Genomic DNA, 1,996 nt, shown 5'->3' with positions numbered 1-1,996 from the left:
GGATTGGTCGAACGGTCCGTTCGCTCGAATCGGAAGTGCGCGTCGGTGCGGGCGGTGTGTGGGGTGAGCGGCCTGTTTGACCAACGGGATTGGGCGAACGGTCCGTTCACTCGGGGAACGTCGGGGTGTGGAAGCGGGCCGGGTGGGGGTGGCGGGCGATTAGGGTTGGCGGGGACGGTTGATCGTCGTTCGAGGAGGCGCCATGTCCGGCAACGACAACGAGCTCGTCGCGACCGAGGACACGTTGTCCGCGCTCGCCGCTCGGCTCCGCGACGACCAGGTCTTCGGCCCGGTCGTGCAGCAGGGCGACACGACGTTGGTGCCGGTCGCGCAGGTCCGCACCGGCGGTGGGCTCGGCGGCAGGAAGAAGCGGGGGTCCGGCGGGGGAGTCGGCGTCGTCGCCCGGCCCGTCGGTGCGTGGGCGGTCACCTCGCAGGGCGCCGTCTGGCATCCGGCGGTGAGCGTGAACCGCATCGTGCTCGGCGGCCAGCTCGCGCTCACGGCGATCGGCGTGGCCTGCGCCATCGCGTTCCGCCGCAAGCGCTGAACGGCCGGGCCGCTCAGGCCGTCGGGTCGATGCCGGACCAGGTGATGAGGCGGGTGGCGACCTCGTCGATGCTCGGGCGCGCTCCTGGGTCGGGGGCCAGGCAGGCGTCGACGGTGCGGGACAGCCGGGCGGGCAGGCGGCGGCGGGTGCGCAGCGGCGGTGGTGCGCCGTCGAGCTGCGGGTAGTGCCGGGAGCCGTCGTCGCGGCGCTGCCGGTGCGAGACGTCGGCCCACGGCGGAGCGCCGGAAAGGGCCTCCCACAAGGTGATTCCGAGGCCCCAGACGTCGGTGGCGGCGGTCATCTCGCCGCCGCGCGCCTGCTCGGGCGAGAGGTAGTCGAAGGTGCCCGCGGTGTTGTGCTCGCCGATGCGGCAGGCGAGGCTCAGGTCGAGCAGCACGGCCCGCCCGCCCGCGGAGACCACATTGGACGGTTTGACGTCGAGGTGCGCCCAGCCCTGCCGGTGCAGGTAGCCGAGCACGGAGCACAGCTGGATGCCGAGGATCGCGGCGTCGACGGGCCGCAGCCGCGCGTGCTGGTCGAGCAGGTAGCTCAGCGTCGCGCCGGGCAGCGTCTCGGTGATCACCACGGGGCGGGCGGGATCGATGCTGAGCACCGTTTCGTAGCCGCGCACCAGGTGCGGGTGGGTGAGGGAACCGAGCAGCATCCCCTCGCCGCGCAGCCATCCGGCGGCGGTGGTGTCCTCGGCGCGTTCCGGGCGCAGCGTCTTGCCGACGCAGCGGCAGCCGCGCTCCTCGCTCCAGAGGTCGTAGACGTCGAGCCGATTTCCCCGCCGCAGCAGGGAGATCACGCGGTAGCCGGGCGCGAGGTGCTCGCCGGCTTCCAAGACGGGGCCGGGAGCTCCCCAGTCGTCGTCTTCGCCGTAGTAGGAACTCGGCGCGTCAACGGCCACGTGCCACCGTTTCGTTCGCAGGTGCGGGGTGCTCGGCCGAAGTCCGGCGCGGTGACGCCGGACTTCGGCACTGCGGACTCGGCTGGTCCGGACTCGATCAACTGCGGCTGCGGTGGCGGCGACGGCCGGATCCGCTGCGGCTGGAGCTGTCGCGGCGACGACGGCGGTGGTCGCTGCTGGAGTGGCTGCGCCCGCGGTGGTGCCTGCGGCGGTCGCTGCTGTCGCGGGAGGAGCGGTGGTCGTGCTTGGCGGGCGAGAGGGAGCTGAACAGCTTGCCTAAGTCCATTGTGGATTCTCCTGCGTCCGGTGCCGGGGGAGTGACCTCGCCGCGGACGGCTCCGAGATCAGCTCTTCGCCAGGTTACGCGAAGATCGGTCATACCGGACCGGGCTGCCGTCGATCGACGCCAGCCCGCCGGGTGCGGAGCCCGAGTCAACGGACCGGTCGCCCAACAGGTCCGGGTGAACGGACCGTTCGACCAACGGGATCTGGGTGAACGGACCGTTCGACCAACGGGATCGGACGAACGGTCCGTTCAC

3 protein-coding genes are annotated in these 1,996 nt (G+C 72.1%); 1 reads left to right on the top strand and 2 read right to left on the bottom strand.

What is annotated here, in order from left to right:
* Positions 1-202 precede the first annotated feature (202 nt).
* Positions 203-547: a hypothetical protein gene (locus tag OOZ19_RS23170; RefSeq protein ID WP_266092264.1), complete on the top strand. Its 345-nt coding sequence runs from the start codon at positions 203-205 to the stop codon at positions 545-547.
* A 13-nt stretch (positions 548-560) separates the two neighbouring features.
* Here OOZ19_RS23170 and OOZ19_RS23165 read toward each other — a convergent pair whose 3' ends face one another.
* On the bottom strand, positions 561-1,457 hold the full coding sequence (locus tag OOZ19_RS23165; RefSeq protein ID WP_266092263.1) for a serine/threonine-protein kinase: 897 nt from the start codon (positions 1,455-1,457) through the stop codon (positions 561-563).
* Between the two features lie 97 nt (positions 1,458-1,554).
* Positions 1,555-1,743, bottom strand: a complete 189-nt coding sequence (locus OOZ19_RS23160) for a hypothetical protein (RefSeq protein ID WP_184483107.1) — start codon at positions 1,741-1,743, stop codon at positions 1,555-1,557.
* Positions 1,744-1,996: the final 253 nt, after the last annotated feature.

Source organism: Saccharopolyspora sp. NFXS83 (genome assembly GCF_026241095.1).
Lineage (GTDB): Bacteria > Actinomycetota > Actinomycetes > Mycobacteriales > Pseudonocardiaceae > Saccharopolyspora_C.
This window is presented reverse-complemented; position numbering and strand designations above follow the sequence as displayed.